Below are 15766 nucleotides of genomic sequence, written 5' to 3' on the forward strand. Positions count from 1 at the left end.
TCGATTTTCCGTAAAAGGCGCTGCTTAGAGCAGCGCCTTTTACTTTGAACCTGAGCTCAATGCTTCTGACGCAACCCGAATCCTAGTTTTCGGTCGGCTTTTCTTCCACGTGGTCGATGACCAGCACAGGCACAGGACGTTTCTGCTTCTCCAGTTTCAGTCCAAGCTGTTTATTCACTGCGTCGAAGAACGACAGAGCTCCATTAGGGTCTGATGCTCCGCCACTCGCGCCCGGAGCGCCCGTACCCTTGACCAGATCCGCAGAACTGAAACTCAAGGTGAAGTCCCACGCGCCCTTGATCCCGGTCGCGTCCAAAACCGGGCTGTAGATGAATCCCGCGGCCACGCGTTGAAACTCCTCTCCGATCTGCGCCATGTTCATGTTCTGGCAGGTCACCAACCGATTGAGGATAGGGCTGGCGATTCGAGGGTCTTTTCCATCGGGTCCGGGCCCTTCGGTGCATCGTGTGCGGCTCGAAGGATCTGCCTTCTTCAGCTTAGGCGATACGGCGATAAGGGTATAGGCAGAGACAGGCCGATCTTCCTTGTGCACTTTCATCTGGAAGCGTTCGATCAGAAGTCCCTTCAACATATTGCGGAGGTCCTCGATGTCGATCGGAGGCCGGGTTGGACCCGCATTCGAGAGCGCATCGTTCGATACCTTCGCGAGGATGTCGAATTTATCTACGTCCAACCACTTCGCCGCACCAACGATCGCCTCGTCATCGTTGGGATTCAACTCCCACGCGATGTCGAGTAGGGTTTTCAAAGTGATGGACTGTAAATCGATCTGTCCTCCATTGATTCGTCCACTGGTATTGCCGCCAGCCTTACCCGGTTTGATCGTTGCAACATCGAACTGGGCGGGAGGTGGTGTAGGTAAAGCACTCTCGATTCCCGGTGGATTCGGCGTGGGCTTTTCGTTGACGCTATCGACGATCAACACTGCTCGCGGTGCTGTCTTGAGCTCCAGATTCAATCCCAATTGTTTCTGCAACGCGTCGAAGATCGAGATGCCATCGGCTCCCGCCTTTTGTAGCTGGCCCTTTCCCGTCCAGGTCAGGTCGAAGTCCCAGGAGCCCTTCAGACCGGTCGCGTCGACGACGGGATTCGCCAGATATCCGCCCGCCATCATATGCACCATCTCGGCAAACGTCTCCATCGTCATGTTGTGGCACGTCACCACGATGTTCGATACCACCCCGGGTGCCTCATTCTGTGGGGGAGGATGCGGAACACATCCCGTCTGGGCCGTTCCATCCGATTCCGTCATCTTTGGCTTGCCGCCCGGAATCACTCCGAGAGCATATGCCGGCATGGGGGCCGTTCCGTTGTGCGCTATGAGCGCAAATCTGTTTGCCAGCAGAGACTTGAGCATTAACTTCAGATCAGCTTGATTCGACTTTGCAGGTGCCTTCGCAACAATATCGAAGCGGTCCATCTCAAGCCACGAAGGTCCACCCTGCACATTGTTGGGATCCAGACCATAAGCGGTGGAAATCAGATTCAACATCGTTGCCTGCCGGTAGGCATAGCGATCGCCGTGAAGACTTCCGCCATCCGCGAAAGGAAATGCACGCGGTGGACTCGGATGCACATCTGCAATCTCGAAGGCAGGAGCGGCGGAAGATGTGTTTTCACCAGAACCGGAGGCGGTCTGAGCAAACACTGAGCTTACCAAAAGACAAAAAAAGACCCCGCCAGAAAGAAGTCGTAACGTCATCGTCACCTCGATTTAAGGCAGGGTAAATCAATTTATCGTTCCTTCGAACAAACTTAATTTCCGGTCCACGGTCAGAACTGCATAGCCCCATCGTGGTTTTCACTTTGAAGATGGTGGAAATTGCAACAGAATGTTCTTCAAATTTTCAACTGGCCGTAATCTTCAGCCGCATACTCGCCACTAATCTCTACCTGTCCACCTTAAAGCGATGTCATCTATATTTCGCAGCTTTATTAAAGTGCGACAAACCATTTCCTAGCCAGGAAATATTGGGGCCAGAGACAGAATTCGTCCCGCATCACAATCGATGCCTCAAAAACCTGAAAACGAAAAAAATTGTAGTGGAGAGACCGTGAGCCAAAGATTGATTTCCGCCTTCGTCGCGATGGGTATGCTCTATGGAGCAAGCATTCACGCACAACAAGACCAAACAGCAACACAGACTGCTCCGGGTTCGCAGGTTGCTCAGGCTACGCCTGATCCTCAGGCCATCCCTAAGCCAACCGCCAAAGACGAGGTCACTGTGACGGCGTCTGGTGAGATCCGTAGTGAGCAATCGATCGGTTCCAAGGCGCTGCTCGAAGCTGCACCCGGCACAAGCCCGATTGCCGTGCTCGCACGCCTGCCCAGCGTGAGCGTGACCTCCGCCGATCCGTACGGTGCCTATGAGTGGGCTCTGCGTATCTCGGTGCGTGGATTTAATCAGAACCAGTTAGGTTTCACTCTCGATGATGTGCCACTGGGAGATATGTCCTACGGGAATTTGAACGGCCTGCATATCAGCCGCGCGATCATCGACGAAAACATGGGACGCGTCACGCTTTCGCAGGGGACCGGTGCCCTGGATACAGCTTCGACCAGCAATCTCGGCGGTGCGATCCAGTTCTTTTCGACCGATCCTCTGGATCAGACGCACGTCTCCGCAACGCAAACCTTTGGCAGCTTCCGTGGCCATCGCACGTTTGCCCGGTATGACAGCGGTCTACTGCGTACCCATACGAAATTCTTTGTCGATGGTGTCTATCAGCTCTCCGATAAGTGGAAGGGTGCGGGACAGATCAATCAAAAATACTTCCAGATCAATACGAAGCTGGTGCAGTTCATCGGCAACAAAGGTGTCTTCACCTTCTATGCCGACTACTCCGATCGTCGCGAAGTCGACTATCAGGATCTCAACAAGATATGGACGCAGAAGCTGGGCTATAACTGGGACAACTTTGGCGACTGGGGTAAGTCCATCCAGGCAGCAAACGCCTGCAACGGTGTAGGGAACTATCCTTCGCCAGTCAATGTTCTTGCCGCGAGTGAAGACCCATGCGATGCCGGATATTACGGCGGCTCCGGTCTGCGTAAGGACTTCCTGACCTACATCAACTACAAGATGGCTTTGACCAGCAAGTTGACCTGGAAAACCACGGCCTATGGACATCACAACGACGGCCGCGGACTTTGGTTCACGCCGTATCAGCCGACCTTGGTCTCCCCCACTGTCTCCGTGTCTCCTATCTCACTCCGCACAACGGAGTATGGAATCCAACGAGGCGGCTTTCTGACTGCGCTTTCTTATGAGAGCGGTCGTCATACGTTGGAAGGTGGCGTCTGGTTCGAGAAGGAGAGCTTCGATATCGCGCGGCGCTTTTATGCGACCAGCCTAGCCGGTCCGGAGCATTCGCTCTATTCTTTCCCGTCGAATCCATTTGCGACCCAATGGGCTTATAACTTCCCGACCACCGTGTATCAGATCCACCTCCAGGATCTCTATAAAATTACGCCTTCCGTCAGCGTTTCGGCGGGATTCAAAACCTCTGAGACAAATGCAACAGGCAATCTGACGGCATTCAACACTGGCATCCCACTGAGTGCGACGATTCAGGCTTCCAACTATGCTCAGGGAAGTTTGCAATCCGGTAAGGCCTTTCTGCCGCAGTTTGGTGTGAATTGGAAGCTGAATAAGAGCAACGAAATCTTCGCAGATGTCGCGGAGAACGTACGCGCGTATCAGATGGGTGGCAACGGGATTGCTTCGTCGCCCTGGGGCACCTCGCAGGCTGGATTCGATGCTCTGAAAAATACGTTGAAGCCCGAAAGCTCCTGGAGCGAAGAGGTAGGTTATCGCTACACCGGCGCTAGAGTGACGGCGCAAGCCAACTACTTTCACGTGAACTTCTCCAACCGCCTGCTGGCGATTCAGCAAGGTCCTGCCATCGCTGGCGGAGCCTCGTTGCTCTCCAACGTAGGTGGCGTAACCACGAACGGTGTGGACGCCGCCGCTTCGGTCCGCATCGCATCGGACTGGACGTTCTACAACGCCATCACGCTAAACAAATCCACCTACGATTCGGATGTGACGACGGGCGCGGGCACGATTGCCACCAGCGGCAAAGTCACAGTCGATGCGCCTCAGTTCCTCTATAAAGACGAACTCTCCTACCACCGGAAGGGTTTCGACGCGCACATCGGTGCGGACTTCATGTCGAAGCGCTACTTCACGTACACCAATGACAGCAGCGTCGACGGTCGTTTCCTTTCGGACTTCGGCACCAGCTATCACGTCGACGAAGCGGGCCTCTTCAGTGAAGTCAAACTGCAGTTCAACATCTACAACCTCGCCAACGCAAAGTATTATTCCTCCATCGGAACGAATGGCTTTATCGCCGCCGATCCTTCGCAGGTAGCCAATAACACTCTCCAGGTGGGCGCTCCACGAGCATTTACCGGTACCTTATCGGTGAAGTTCTAAGCCACAGACCAGAACGTCAGACACAGGCCCCTTCGCAGATATAGCGCGTGGGGGCCTGTGCCTTGTGCGAGGTACAGCACCGGTTCTCCTGAGACAATCAAGGGACGGAGAACCTCATGACAGCGGACCAGAAGAAAGACACAAAGCCGCGTTGCAGATGGGCCGAGAATGACTCATTGATGCGCGAGTACCACGACCAGGAGTGGGGCGTCCCCGAGTACGACAGTCGCGCTCTCTGGGAGTTGCTCATGCTGGAGGGCTTTCAGGCAGGTCTTTCATGGCTCGTCGTGCTCAGAAAGCGTGAGGCCTTTCAGGCTTCCTTTCGCCAGTTCGATCCGGCCAAAGTTGCACGCTTCACCGAAGCTGACATCCAGAGACTTCTGGAAGAACCGCGCATCATCCGGTCTCGCGCCAAGATCGAAGCGACCATCAAGGGCGCTCAGATCTTTATCGACATGAAGAAATCCGGAGAGGACTTCGCGACCTTCGTCTGGGGTATGGCGGGAAACAAGCCGATACAAAACAGCGGTCCCGTGCTGGCGGAGACGGATCTCTCGGCTGAGATGTCCAAACAACTTAAAAAGCGTGGCTTCAAGTTCGTTGGTCCCGTCATCGTCTACGCCTTCATGCAGGCGGCCGGAATCGTGAATGATCACAGCGAGCTATGCTTTCGCCGTAAAGCAGTAACCCGTCTGAAGCACGGCAAACTGTAAAGCCTGACCATGAAGAATGCTTCATGGTCAAAGCCCGTTTTCGACCATCACCACCAAGCGTTCCGTGAGCGCCTGAATGTGCTTCGCAGGCACAACGCTCAGCGGTCCTTCAATGACCAGAAACGCAAAGCCATGTACTGCAGACCAGGCAAGATACTCTGCCCCCTGCCTGCGTTCCGAGGGAAATACACCCGCCTTCACCATCATGTCTAGCGCGGAGCTGAGTAACTGAAAGGGATTGAGGCCACTGCGGCCTGCCTTAGCTGCATCGACATCGCCCTCAACTTTTCCGGGAGCCGAAAATGCCGTGCGGAAAAGTCCTGGTTCCGCCAGGGCAAATTTGATGTATCCCGTTCCAACGGCCCGTAAGGTAGCTCGTGCGACCTCAGCCGCATGCTTAACCGGCTTGACCTTGGCAATCTCTTCCTCGATCGCGATGGCGAGAGAGGATAATGCAGAAGCCCGCACCGCCTGGAGAAGATCTTCGTGGCTTGCGAAGTGCCGATAGGCGGCATTCGGAGCGACTCCCGCCTGTCGCGTGGCTTCTCTTAGGACGATCGCCCTCGGGCCGCCCTCGCGGGCTAGTTCAATCCCTGCCTCAAGCAGAACTCGTCGTAAATCCCCATGACGAAAGGTCTTTCTCTGTGGTACCTGGCCCGCACTTGATTTTTTTATCACGGTTGTGGACAGTGTACATTTTCCTCTGATATGTTTCTGTGGACGCTGTACACATCTGTGTTAGAGGTGGTACTTAGCGTCAGAAATATCGCTGCCTTGCAAGAAAGGTTCAGTCCATGGGTGCTCTGACAAGCTTTCCTCGCATCACGCCTTTTCTATGGTTCGATAACAATGCGGAGGAGGCGGTAGAGTTTTATCTCTCCGTCTTCAAGAACTCCCGTCAGCTTACGGTGCTGCGGAATTCCGAAGGCGGTCCCGCTCCGGCGGGAACTGTGCTCACGATCGCGTTTGAACTGGACGGCCAGCCCTTCACGGCGCTCAATGGTGGTCCACACTTCAAGTTCACAGAAGCCGTTTCCTTCGTCGTGCGTTGTGACTCTCAGCAGGAGATCGACGAATATTGGGCGAAGCTCTCCGCTGGAGGAAGTGAAGTGCAGTGCGGCTGGCTCAAGGATAAGTTCGGCCTCTCCTGGCAGATTGTTCCCGCAAATCTATCCGATCTCGTCAAAAACCCAAAGGCCATGCAGGCCTTAATGAAGATGACGAAGCTCAACATCGACGAACTTGAACGCGCAGCACAATAGATCCGAACGGAGGGACTGTTCATGAGTCAGGTAAGACTTCTTGTAGGTACGCGAAAGGGCGCGTTCGTTCTCACAGCAGACGGCACAAGAAAGAACTGGTCGATCTCCGGCCCGCACTTTGCCGGATGGGAGATCTACCATCTCAAAGGTTCGCCGGTTGATCCTAACCGCATCTACGCCTCGCAGACGTCGGGTTGGTTCGGGCAGGTTGTGCAGCGTTCGGACGACGGCGGGCTTACGTGGAACGCAGTCGGCAACAAGTTCCTCTATGACGGGGTCGCCGGGACGCACCAGTGGTACGACGGTACGCCCCATCCCTGGGAGTTCAAGCGCATCTGGCATCTGGAGCCGTCGCTCACCTGTGCAGACACACTTTACGCCGGGGCAGAAGACGCCGCTTTGTTTCACTCCAGCGACGGCGGCAATACATGGAGCGAGTTCGCTGGTCTGCGCAACCACGGGACCGGCCCCGCCTGGCAACCGGGCGCGGGCGGCATGTGCCTCCACTCCATCCTGATCGACCCTGCGAACCCACAGCGTATCTTTATCGCTATCTCCGCCGCCGGGGCCTTTCGCACGGACGACGGAGGACAAACCTGGAAGCCGATCAACCGCGGCCTGCACTCAAAGTACATTCCGGATCCAACCGCGGAAGTCGGCCACTGCGTCCACCATATTGCCATGCACCCGTCACGTTCAGACACGCTCTTCATGCAGAAACACTGGGACGTAATGCGCTCCGACGATGCGGGCGAGTCATGGCGCGAGATCAGCGGAAACCTGCCCACCGATTTCGGCTTTGTCATCGACGTTCATGCGCATGAACCGGAAACTCTCTACGTCGTTCCGATCAAGAGCGACTCCGAACATTTTCCCATCGACGGAAAGCTACAGGTCCACCGAAGTCGCAGCGGCGGCAACGAATGGGAGCCACTTACCAAGGGGCTTCCACAAAATAACTGCTATGTGAACGTTCTGCGCGACGCCATGGCTGTCGACACGCTGGACTCCTGTGGCGTCTACTTCGGCACCACAGGCGGACAGGTCTATGTCTCACCCGACTCCGGCGACACATGGGAACCCATCGTGCACGATCTTCCTGGGGTGCTCTCCATCGAAGTGCAGACGCTCCCATGAAGTCCGTCGTCCACGTAGAGCTACCAGCGAATCTCTGCCTGCTCGCCAAAGTGAGCCATCTCGTAGAGGTCTCCATCGAAGGCTCCGTCACGCAACGAGCCATTCTCAACGCACTCGAGGCAGAGTACCCGATGCTGCAAGGCACCATGCGTGACCACACCAGCAAACTCCGTCGCCCCTTCATCCGCTTCTTCGCCTGCGATCAGGAGCTCTCCCACCTCTCTCCGGATGACCCGCTCCCCGAAGCCGTGGCACAGGGTTCCGAACCCTTTCTTGTCGTCGGTGCGATTGCTGGGGGCTAGGTCAATCATTCGCTACCGCATTTCGGAGAATTTCTCCTTGTAGCTTTTTGCGGATTCGCTTAGTCTTTCCCGATCCGCGCTTCATCTTTCCACGGCGTCACATGCCGATGTTGTTTTCCGGCATAACGAACGTGGCAGACCGTTCCGCAGAAGGGCCCAAATCCATGATTGGAGTCTTCTATGCGCCGAGCAAAGTTCTGCATCCAGTTATTTCTGCTATTTCTTGTCGTCTCGTTTTTCCCGGCGCAGTTTTCCGGCCAGGGAACGCAGACAGCGCCGTCGCCTCTGTGGAGCGCGAACCATCCCGTCGACTGGTGGTTTGCCTTCAAGTTCAACGCCGAAACCTTTCCTCGTCCCACCACTTCGGTTCCTGCCTGCATGTTTGGCGGCACCCCGGGTGGCACGAGAAAATACACCAGGATCGGGCAGAGCTACGTTGCGGCCAGCAGTGAACATGCGGCTCTTGCAAAGGGGCCGGGATACTTGGGCGATAGCCTCGCCGATCCCGTGGGCGCGACCTTCGACGAGGTTTACAACGGGGACCTCTCCTACATCGTCTGGAACGACCAGTTCTATCGCAGTCCTGTACTCGCCTGCGAAGGCTCCTCCGCCGTGGAGTGTGGCGCGAAGTGGGGTCATTCCAAAGGCATGCTCGCGTGGAATGACGATGGAAATGGCTTCATCCTGCAAGTCACGACGCCCTCCTGGCCGGGCGCAGGCAACAGCGCCAATCCCAGAGCCGGAGACGGCAATTCGCTTGGCTGCGTCAACGATGACGATGTCGATCTCAGCCAGGGTTTCTTCGCGCTTAAGCTGACCAAGGATGACCTGCTGAAAGTGCTCGCAGCCCTGCAGACCGAAGGGGCAGTGACCGATCCCAGTAATCCGCAAATTGCAAAAATTGGAGGACCGCAGGAGGCGAAGGACGCCGCCGCAAAGCTGGGCAGTCCCAATACGACCTCCACCTTCACGCAGGCGACTCTCTCCTCCGGTGTCCAGGTGATCGCCAAAGCGGGCGGTCTGGCCGCACCTCCGTGGCAGTTTGTGTCAGCGGTTCTTGGTAAAGTGCCGCTGCGTGTCGCCACGTTCTGGCAGGGAGCCCTGATCTACTCCACGCCCGGCCGCACGAAGCCCGACTGCTGGCCGACGGCGCTTCAATCCCTCAGCCCTGGAACGGTGCAGATCGTAAAGACGGGCATCTGGGATGGCACAACGATCGGCCTCACCGGCACGTCGCAGAAGGACGCATCCGGAAACTCGCTGGGAGCGAACCACGCCAAGATAGGGGTATCCACCGGCAGTGGTAGTCCGCTCACTATCTTCGCCGATATGAATCAGGACGGAGCTATCTCTCCGGTTGGAAAACTCACCTGCTCAAGCTCACAGAATGCCCGAGGTGGCCTTTTCTTCGTCGTGGAAAATGAAGATCTGCATAAGAGCGTGACCGCTCTCCTGACCGGAAAGTATGCTCCTTCCAAGGCTCCTGCCGCGACACGTACCGCTGGAACAACCAGCGCTGCCACGCATTAATAAGTCCTTTTTCATCCCTGGAGGGATCTTTCGATACGCGCTAGAAGCGCCCAAGAACGATTCTCACGGCCATAGGACCACGGCGCGCAGAGGCAGGCGGCACCGGATCTCCGGATGTAGCCTGATCTGCTGCGGCACTTGTACGAGCACTGGGATCAGGAAAGCGGATGCCGCGATCGGTTTCGTCGCCGTTGAGAATCCGGGTCATATGCCAAACCTCCGCGGCTCCGGGCGTCGTTCCTGGCGTGTAATAGCCCTCTTCGGCGGTGAGGATCTGCATGCGGATTCCGGTAAGCAGGCCGGGACGATGAAAGAAGACTGCGCCGCCGATTCCAGTGAGCAGGTACTCATCCGGTCCCAATTGAGCGACCATGATTCGTCCTTCCTTGTTCGAGGAGCCCGGTGCAGCTTCGCCGTCCTTCTGAGGGAAGCCGAAGCGTACCTCTGCTACCCACGCACCTGCAGCGTCTGCGATCTGCGTGGTCACTGTACCTGCCTGCTCTATAGGCACCATAGCGTTCGCCAGACGAACCTGGCCGATCAGAGCATTCTTGCTATTTGCGTCCGCTCCGCGCTTCGAAGCACCCTCGTTGGCCGCGAACAACTTCTCCTGATCGACGCCGCCTGCGGATTCAATAAACGTCTTCACCTTGCCTGCATAGTTCAGCTTGGCGACAGTCCGCTGCATCGGCCCCAGCAGGGCAAAGTTCTCCGCGTGAGCACGAGGAACGGAACCCGTTTGCAGGAAACCCGTCCAATCAACGCCAAACGGAGAAAACCCGAGCGCGCCCTGTCCCAGAGCGGCGAAGAAGAACGGAGCGTAGTTGTTTCCTTGCCCGACCTCCGGAATCCAGAGCGGGTTATCAGGCCGTGAATACGTGTTGAACATGTCCAGAACGAAGTCGACGTTGTTCGAGTAGATGTCCGGCCCGATCATATCGATTGAGGGCGCCGCAGCCTTCCAGAGCGAAAGCATCCCCTGGTTCGGGCCGCCCGACGGATAGCCGATACCCGCCGTGGGGATGTGGCGCTCCGGTAGCTCGCCGGGAGGATAGGCAAGCCAGACGTTGCAGTAGAAAGGAATATTCAACTCCCGCTTACCGGCTTCAGCAACGGCGTTGATGTACCGTGCCTGATGCCAGGCCTGAAAAGCCTCGTCCGCATTGCCGGCAAAGATCTCCGTCCAGGTTCCCGGCTTCTTGCCCAAGGCCTTCACCAGCTCCGTGGGAACCTGTCCAGCAAACTCCCGGTTCGATGACGGCGAAAAGTCCCGCGCTGAGCCGATTCCGCCGGATTCGTTCTCCACCTGCATCATGAGCACCGTGTGCTCGGTTCCGTCTTTTTCCGCGATGTGGTGCATCAGTGCTGCGAAGGCCTTGCGATCCGCCTCCATGTTTGCGGGAGCATTGGCTGAGAGGTCATCGATCGGTGCGCCTGCAAGGTTGATCATGCGAGGGAAGTGCTCCGGATCGCGCTTCACCCACTGCGGGACGTAGTGGTCGTTCCCGTTCTTCCACGTTCCGAACCAGAGCAGCACCAGATGCAGGTTATGCTCACGCGCACCGTCGATCAGGGCGTCGACGTTCGTCCAGTCGAAGCGCCCTGGCTGTGGCTCGATCTGTTCCCAGTAGACCGGAGCCTCGCCTGTGTTGACGTGCATGGCTTCAAGAGCAGGCCAGACCTTTGGAAGCATCTCCGGCCACGCACTGGAGTTACCAATCTGTGCACCGAGCACAAGGTACGGCGATCCATCCACCAGTAAGGCGTATCGCCCATTCTCGGTTACCAACTTTGGTGCGGAGTTCTGCGCCGACAGAAGTAAGGAAGATGCGCCCAACGAGATAGCTACAGCGAATCGTAAGAGAGTGTAAGGAAAAAGCATTGCGAGTTCTCCCGGTATGGCGTGGCGGACAGCCAACTGCATTATGCACATTTGAAGTCCGACCCCGCTACCCACAGAAGGAGACACCATTCACTCGCATCCATTCCAACGAGCTTCAATTCGTATGGGCATCTGGAAGACAAAAACGGCCGACTCACATTCCACAATCAGCACTACTCTTCGTTGCGCAATTCCTTGATCGCCGTGCGCAACTCCTTCACGATCTCCGGCAGCTTATTCACCACGACCACCTGTCGCAGCCACTGTTTGTTCTCGACGGCGGGGTAGCCACTTACTACGCTCCCGGCAGCTACATCGTTGGGAATCCCCGTTTGTGCCGTGGCGATTGCGCCATCACCCACGGTCAGATGTCCGGCAACGCCGACCTGTCCGGCAAGGATCACATCTTTTCCAATCACCGTGGAACCCGCCAGCCCTACCTGAGCGCAGAGCAGCGTTCGTTCGCCCACGGTAGAGCCGTGTCCCACCTGCACCAGGTTGTCGACCTTCGCCCCGTCCTTGACGACCGTCTCTCCAACGCTGGCACGGTCGACACACGCGTTCGCCTGTACCTCGACGTCGTTGCCCAGAACGGCTCTTCCGGCCTGCACGATCTTGCGCCAGTTCTTGCCATCCTTGGCGAAGCCGAAGCCATCGGCTCCAATGACAGCTCCGTTCTGCAGCACGACATCGTCTCCCAGAACGCAATGCTCCCGCACCACCGCATGCGCATGGGCAAAGAAGCGATCGCCGATGCGCGCGCCATCATAGATCACCACGTGTGGCAGCAGAACAGCGTCGCGGCCGATTGCCACGTCATCACCGATCACGACGTAGGCCCCGACATGAGCTCCTTCACCAATCGTCGTAGAGTTCGGCACGACCGCCGTCGGATGGATTCCCGGTTTGTGATGAGGTGCATTGTAAAACAACTCGATGGCACGGGCGAAGGCCAGATACGGGTTCTTAATCCGCAGCGTAGACGTTCGTTCCAAAGCAGGGAAGTCGGGCTCCACCAGAATTGCCCCTGCCGAAGTCGTCTTCGCCAGCGCGGCATATTTGGGATTGGCTACGAAGGTCAGGCGGTCGGCGCCAGCCTCTTCAATCCCCGCCACACCGGAGATCTCGATCTCGCCATCACCCACCAGTTCACAACCAAGCCGTTCCGCAATCTTGCGCAGTTTCATGGATGCGATTCTACGATTTTCGATCAATGTAAAGGTGAGTCCGGCCCCAGATCGGCAAAGAGATCGGGCTGGTCGTCAGCCGTTGCAGCGAGAGTGACGGTCTTCTTCCGCGATGGAGTCGTCACGACCGCAAGGATCTCCATCGACTTCATCGCCGCGCTTGGAACAAACAACCGTAGTACGTTGCCACGCACATCCGGCGGAGCCATCTGGATGCCCTTGTCCTCGGTAAACCCCTCGGCCAGAGAAAGGTCGAGCGGGGCAAGCCCCTCCAGCACTTCGTCGTCCTGCAAAACGCAACGTATCCAAAGTCCTTCTGCCCGTGGCCGGGCAGGAAAGGTCTTCCGAGCGAACCGCTCCGGGTTGACGCCGTCCGCCGTATTGAAGTCCCGGACGAAGCTCACCATTTTGACCTCGTTCAGGGGAATATGGACCACGCGTCCCCCAAGGTCGAGCAGCTCCAGTGTGTCGGCGCGCACGAAACCGCCAGTCGGTAGATACCCCATGAGCAAGCCTGGAGCGAACCGTCGAATGATGACCTTTTTCCTGCTCATGGCTTCCAGTTTCAGCCGCTTTACCTTCTCACTGCGCGGGCTAAATGCATTCTCGCTATCTCTCTGAAAGGACGCAACAAAAACCCTCCAAGCCGTAGCCGAATCGCTAACGGTATGCTACTCTTAGGTGTTGTACTTAGGTTCTGTAAGGCACATAAGTACTTGGTATTCAATCGTTTAGCACTACAGCGCAAGCGCGCTTGGAGTCCGACCGCCCACCATGGCTGATTACATCTACCTTCTCGAAAATCGCCTTTCACAGGCTCAGCAATACGCCCTCACGACACTCCGCGATCTCGTTCGCCCCAAAGGATTGACCCTCTTTCTTACAGGTGGAGCGGTACGCGACCTCACCGGCGGTGCACCTGTCCGTGATCTGGATGTAACAGTTCAGGGAAACGCTCTATCTCTAAGAAAAGAAATAGAAAAATTCGCTTCCATCGATGGCGAGTATGACCTTGCCCAGTCTCTCTACGTCACATTTCCCGGCGGCGTACGGGTAGAAGTGTCCTCTGCATCGACGCTCACGTTCCCCAAGCCAGGCAAGCCCGTTTATGCGCCGGCCTCCATTCTGGATGACTTGAGAAGGCGCGATTTCACTGCGAACTCCATGGCGATTTCGTTGAATGACGGCTCGTATGGCCTCCTGATGGATCCGTTGAACGGCGTCGCTGACATCGAGAACAGGGAATTGCGCCTGGTTTCGAACTACGGTTTCATTGAGGATCCCATCCGTCTTCTGCGCGCCATCCGTCTCGGTGCACGCCTCGGCTGGCACATGGAAGAGCGTACTCAGGCTCGCTATAACACTGCAAAAGAAGAGGGTTACATCTCCGCTCTTTCGCCTTGGGAACGCGGCTACGAGCTGGAAGAGATTGCCCACGAGGAAGATCCGATCCGCGCGATGCGTATGCTCGAGGCCGAAGGCTGGATGAAGGAACTCGCTCCGAACTGGGGTTCTGCAAAAGCGAATCAGGCCGCGCTCAGCGAGTTGCAGGCAAAGAACGGTGAACTTCAGCAGCAGGGCATCCTCGCCTATTCGGCAACCATTGCCTTCCCCCTAATCACTGCCAAGATGTCGCCCAAGGAAGTCGAAGCTCTGCAGAAGTTGTTTCCCCGTCAGGGCTTCGTAGCGCAGATCGCGGCAGTAGAAGGTCACGTCAAGGAGTTCCAGAACAAGCTGACTGGCAAGGAAGCGGCTGCACCTTCTGCTGCCTGGAAGCTGTTTCACTCCTCCGACCCCGAAACCGTTCTCGCCCTTTATTTCCTGGGTAAGAGCGCTGCTGTGCAGAACAAGTACAAGGCTTTTCTGACCGAATGGCCCACTGCAAAACAGCGTTTGCCTTATCAGGTCATGACGGAGATGCGCATCACTCCCGACTTGCCCGTGTATCACGAGCTTTTGGACGAGTTGTTCTTCGAACTGATGGACAACAAGCTGGGAACGATCGAAGAGTTGAAGGCCTATCTTGAGCCCTACTCTCCTCCGGCACCCCCACCTGTGGTCAATCTTCGACGCGCACGCGCCAAGAAGGAAGCCAAGGCGCCGCGTGGCAAATCGAAGAAAGCACTTGCCGCCGCAGAGGCAGCAGCAGCGGCAGAGGCTGCGGAGCCGATGAGCTTGCCCAACGAAGTCGGAGACGTCCCCGTAGGCAGTGCTCCGGAGCGCGATGGCGGTGAACCTGGCCCCGCGAAGAAGAGCATCGCGAAGGAGAAGGTCGCTCCGGTTAAGGTAGCGACGAAGGCTGCTGCTCCCGTGGTCGTGGCGGCGAAGAAGGCTGCACCGGCCAAGTCTGCTCCAGTCAAGGCCACCCCTGCAAAGCCAAAGCAAGCTGCTCCTGCGAAAAAAGCTGCACCGGCTAAGAAGGTTATTGTCGTCAAGGCGCCGCCGGTGAAGAAAGCAGTGGCTAAGAAGGTCGTTGCCAAGGCTCCGGCAAAAAAAGCCCCAGCGAAGAAGAGCACAAAGCGGTAGTTGTTCTTACTTACGAGAGACGCGTCCTTTGGGGCGCGTTTTCTTGCTTCTAAAGATGTTCAACGCTAAAGATGTTCAACGCTAAAGATGTTCAACGCTAAAGATGTTCAACGCCAAAGATGTTTTAGTCTGTGGGCATGCGACTTGCTCTCCGGCTCCTGATCCTTGCGGTGGTTCTGTGTCTGATCTACCCCGTGGTCCTTTTTGGACTGTACTTCGGTGCGTCGCATCAGAATGTCAAACTGGGTAAGGTGGACGCGATTATCGTGCTCGGCTGCCCCACCAAGCCGGATGGTTCGCCGACACCGGAGCAACGCGAGCGCGTTCTGGAAGGAGTTCGAGAGTTCAGGAAGGGTGTGAGCGACCACATCATCATGACGGGGGCCGCCGCGCACAACCAGTTCGTCGAAGCTCATTCCATGGCTCTGCTGGCCGAGGCCAACGGCGTGCCTGCGTCTGCCGTCATTGAAGAAGACCAGGCTCAGAACACCGTACAGAACATCTATTACTCCGAAAAAATCATGGAGAAGAGCGGCTGGCATACGACCGAGGTGATCAGTTCGCCTTCTCACCTCCCACGAACGGCGCTGATTCTGCACCACTGGCCGCAGCTGCAGTGGGAGACGCATCCGGCGCAGTGGCCCGTAGAGTACGGCCTCAAGAAGAAGTGGGAGCTCTATTGGGGTGAGGCGACGGGCTGTCTGCGGATTCGGCATGAGGGATTTCGGTCTACGAAGTTTTTGCCAAACTAGCCAGAGTCATAT

Annotated in this window: 13 protein-coding genes; 8 read left to right on the forward strand and 5 right to left on the reverse strand. The window is 56.8% G+C overall.

Going from position 1 to position 15766, the window contains the following annotated elements; genetic code table 11:
* Positions 1–82: 82 nt before the first annotated feature.
* Complete coding sequence (locus ACIPR4_RS09585; RefSeq protein ID WP_245536502.1) at positions 83–1669, reverse strand: TIGR03435 family protein; 1587 nt, start codon at positions 1667–1669, stop codon at positions 83–85.
* Positions 1670–2075: 406 nt separating this feature from the next.
* Between ACIPR4_RS09585 and ACIPR4_RS09590 the strand changes: the two genes are divergently transcribed.
* On the forward strand, positions 2076–4463 hold the full coding sequence (locus ACIPR4_RS09590) for a TonB-dependent receptor (RefSeq protein WP_013568463.1): 2388 nt from the start codon (positions 2076–2078) through the stop codon (positions 4461–4463).
* A gap of 116 nt (positions 4464–4579) precedes the next feature.
* Entirely contained in the window at positions 4580–5176 is a 597-nt protein-coding gene (locus ACIPR4_RS09595; RefSeq protein WP_013568464.1) for a DNA-3-methyladenine glycosylase I, read from the forward strand.
* A gap of 27 nt (positions 5177–5203) precedes the next feature.
* Here the strand turns inward: ACIPR4_RS09595 and ACIPR4_RS09600 are convergent, their stop codons facing one another.
* Positions 5204–5854, reverse strand: coding sequence for a TetR/AcrR family transcriptional regulator (locus ACIPR4_RS09600; protein ID WP_013568465.1), 651 nt, complete (start codon positions 5852–5854; stop codon positions 5204–5206).
* Between the two features lie 116 nt (positions 5855–5970).
* Between ACIPR4_RS09600 and ACIPR4_RS09605 the strand changes: the two genes are divergently transcribed.
* The 4 genes from ACIPR4_RS09605 (at position 5971) to ACIPR4_RS09620 (ending at position 9407) form a co-directional block, all read left to right on the forward strand.
* Positions 5971–6438, forward strand: a complete 468-nt coding sequence (locus ACIPR4_RS09605; protein ID WP_013568466.1) for a VOC family protein — start codon at positions 5971–5973, stop codon at positions 6436–6438.
* A 21-nt stretch (positions 6439–6459) separates the two neighbouring features.
* Positions 6460–7575 carry a WD40/YVTN/BNR-like repeat-containing protein gene (locus tag ACIPR4_RS09610; protein WP_013568467.1) on the forward strand — a complete coding sequence of 372 codons (1116 nt, stop codon included), beginning with the start codon at positions 6460–6462 and terminating at the stop codon, positions 7573–7575.
* The gene (locus tag ACIPR4_RS09615) at positions 7572–7877 is read left to right on the forward strand and encodes a MoaD/ThiS family protein (RefSeq protein WP_013568468.1); all 306 of its coding nucleotides are present in this window, start codon (positions 7572–7574) and stop codon (positions 7875–7877) included. Before ACIPR4_RS09610 ends, ACIPR4_RS09615 begins: the two co-directional genes overlap by 4 nt.
* Positions 7878–8057: 180 nt before the next feature.
* Positions 8058–9407 (forward strand): deoxyribonuclease II family protein, encoded by a 1350-nt coding sequence (locus ACIPR4_RS09620; protein WP_013568469.1) that lies wholly within the window; start codon positions 8058–8060, stop codon positions 9405–9407.
* A 40-nt stretch (positions 9408–9447) separates the two neighbouring features.
* On the opposite strand, the gene ACIPR4_RS09625 is transcribed toward ACIPR4_RS09620, so the two are convergent.
* The 3 genes from ACIPR4_RS09625 to ACIPR4_RS09635 form a co-directional block, all read right to left on the reverse strand.
* Positions 9448–11289: a DUF5597 domain-containing protein gene (locus tag ACIPR4_RS09625; RefSeq protein WP_013568470.1), complete on the reverse strand. Its 1842-nt coding sequence runs from the start codon at positions 11287–11289 to the stop codon at positions 9448–9450.
* A gap of 173 nt (positions 11290–11462) precedes the next feature.
* A complete protein-coding gene (gene lpxD / locus ACIPR4_RS09630) occupies positions 11463–12476 on the reverse strand; it encodes a UDP-3-O-(3-hydroxymyristoyl)glucosamine N-acyltransferase (RefSeq protein ID WP_013568471.1) in 1014 nt (337 codons plus the stop codon).
* A gap of 23 nt (positions 12477–12499) precedes the next feature.
* Positions 12500–13030: a DUF6982 domain-containing protein gene (locus ACIPR4_RS09635; RefSeq protein ID WP_041586025.1), complete on the reverse strand. Its 531-nt coding sequence runs from the start codon at positions 13028–13030 to the stop codon at positions 12500–12502.
* Positions 13031–13250: 220 nt separating this feature from the next.
* Between ACIPR4_RS09635 and ACIPR4_RS21600 the strand changes: the two genes are divergently transcribed.
* Positions 13251–15002 (forward strand): tRNA nucleotidyltransferase/poly(A) polymerase family protein, encoded by a 1752-nt coding sequence (locus tag ACIPR4_RS21600; protein WP_013568473.1) that lies wholly within the window; start codon positions 13251–13253, stop codon positions 15000–15002.
* A gap of 137 nt (positions 15003–15139) precedes the next feature.
* On the forward strand, positions 15140–15754 hold the full coding sequence (locus ACIPR4_RS09645) for a YdcF family protein (RefSeq protein ID WP_013568474.1): 615 nt from the start codon (positions 15140–15142) through the stop codon (positions 15752–15754).
* Positions 15755–15766: the final 12 nt, after the last annotated feature.

The organism is Terriglobus saanensis SP1PR4 (genome assembly GCF_000179915.2).
Taxonomy (GTDB): Bacteria; Acidobacteriota; Terriglobia; order Terriglobales; family Acidobacteriaceae; genus Terriglobus; species Terriglobus saanensis.

What these genes read in the sequence shown, in the direction of transcription:
- ACIPR4_RS09595 (WP_013568464.1), top strand. Translation starts at nt 4,580, where the DNA reads ATGACAGCGGACCAGAAGAAAGACACAAAGCCGCGTTGCAGATGGGCC.
- ACIPR4_RS09605 (WP_013568466.1), top strand. Translation starts at nt 5,971, where the DNA reads ATGGGTGCTCTGACAAGCTTTCCTCGCATCACGCCTTTTCTATGGTTC.
- ACIPR4_RS09610 (WP_013568467.1), top strand. Translation starts at nt 6,460, where the DNA reads ATGAGTCAGGTAAGACTTCTTGTAGGTACGCGAAAGGGCGCGTTCGTT.
- ACIPR4_RS09615 (WP_013568468.1), top strand. Translation starts at nt 7,572, where the DNA reads ATGAAGTCCGTCGTCCACGTAGAGCTACCAGCGAATCTCTGCCTGCTC.
- ACIPR4_RS09620 (WP_013568469.1), top strand. Translation starts at nt 8,058, where the DNA reads ATGCGCCGAGCAAAGTTCTGCATCCAGTTATTTCTGCTATTTCTTGTC.
- ACIPR4_RS09625 (WP_013568470.1), bottom strand. Translation starts at nt 11,289, where the DNA reads ATGCTTTTTCCTTACACTCTCTTACGATTCGCTGTAGCTATCTCGTTG.
- lpxD (WP_013568471.1), bottom strand. Translation starts at nt 12,476, where the DNA reads ATGAAACTGCGCAAGATTGCGGAACGGCTTGGTTGTGAACTGGTGGGT.
- ACIPR4_RS09635 (WP_041586025.1), bottom strand. Translation starts at nt 13,030, where the DNA reads ATGAGCAGGAAAAAGGTCATCATTCGACGGTTCGCTCCAGGCTTGCTC.
- ACIPR4_RS21600 (WP_013568473.1), top strand. Translation starts at nt 13,251, where the DNA reads ATGGCTGATTACATCTACCTTCTCGAAAATCGCCTTTCACAGGCTCAG.
- ACIPR4_RS09645 (WP_013568474.1), top strand. Translation starts at nt 15,140, where the DNA reads ATGCGACTTGCTCTCCGGCTCCTGATCCTTGCGGTGGTTCTGTGTCTG.